The organism is Mesorhizobium sp. M2A.F.Ca.ET.067.02.1.1, from assembly GCF_004023285.1.
Lineage (GTDB): Bacteria > Pseudomonadota > Alphaproteobacteria > Rhizobiales > Rhizobiaceae > Mesorhizobium.
The window spans coordinates 1-933 of the sequence record NZ_RZSB01001237.1; the positions used below are offsets into that span (position 1 = coordinate 1).

Annotated in this window: 1 protein-coding gene; it reads right to left on the reverse strand. The window is 66.8% G+C overall.

The features are described 5' to 3' along the window. Window positions 1-177: 177 nt before the first annotated feature. On the reverse strand, window positions 178-933 hold a 756-nt coding region (locus tag EOA28_RS37010), incomplete at its 5' end, for an ABC transporter ATP-binding protein (RefSeq protein ID WP_148671170.1).

A 933-nucleotide genomic window follows, 5' to 3' on the forward strand; every position in this document is an offset into this window, starting at 1 on the left:
AGGCCCCCCTCTCTGTCCTGCCAGACATCTCCCCCTCAAGGGGGGAGATCAGCAGTTTCTCGGCCTCGCCAATTCTGACACGTTGGAGATTGGCGAAACCCGAAGGGACAGCCAATCTCCCCCCCTGAGGGGGAGATGTCCGGCAGGACAGAGAGGGGGGCCTCGCACAAGCCTTCATCACGCCGGCTCATCCATCAGATGCAGGCTATCGCGGTTGAAGGTGAGCGTCACCGCCTCGCCTTCGGCCGGCAGCGCCGTTCCCGCCGGCACCACCGCGTGCAGCCTCAACCCCTCGGCATCGAGCGCCAGCCTTGTCGTGGCGCCGAGATAGTTGGTGCCGACCAGGCGCGCGGCGACGCCGTCGCCACTGGTCGCGCTTGAAACGCGGATGGATTCCGGGCGCAGGCTGCCCCAGCGATGCTGGCCGGAATAGCGCTGAACGAAATCCGGCGGCAGCACGTTGGACGAGCCGACGAAATCGGCGACGAAGCGCGTGTTCGGCCGCTGATAGATATCTTCCGGCGTGCCGACCTGCATGATCCTGCCGTCGTTGAAGACGGCGACGCGGTCGGCCATGGACAGCGCTTCGCCCTGGTCGTGGGTGACGAAGACGAAGGTGATGCCGAGCGCCTTCTGCAGCGACTTCAATTCCTCCTGCATGTTCTCGCGCAGCTTGAGGTCGAGCGCGCCGAGCGGCTCGTCGAGCAACAGCACCTTGGGCTGGTTGACCAGCGCCCGGGCGAGCGCGACGCGCTGGCGCTGGCCGCCGGAAAGCTGGCCTGGGCGGCGCGCGCCATAGCCCGGCAGGCGCACCAGCGACAGCGCTTCCTCCGCAGCCTTCAGCCGCTCGGCCTTGCCGACGCCCTTGACCATCAGGCCGTAGGCGACGTTGTCGAGCACGTTGAGATGCGGGAACAGCGCATAGTCCTGGAA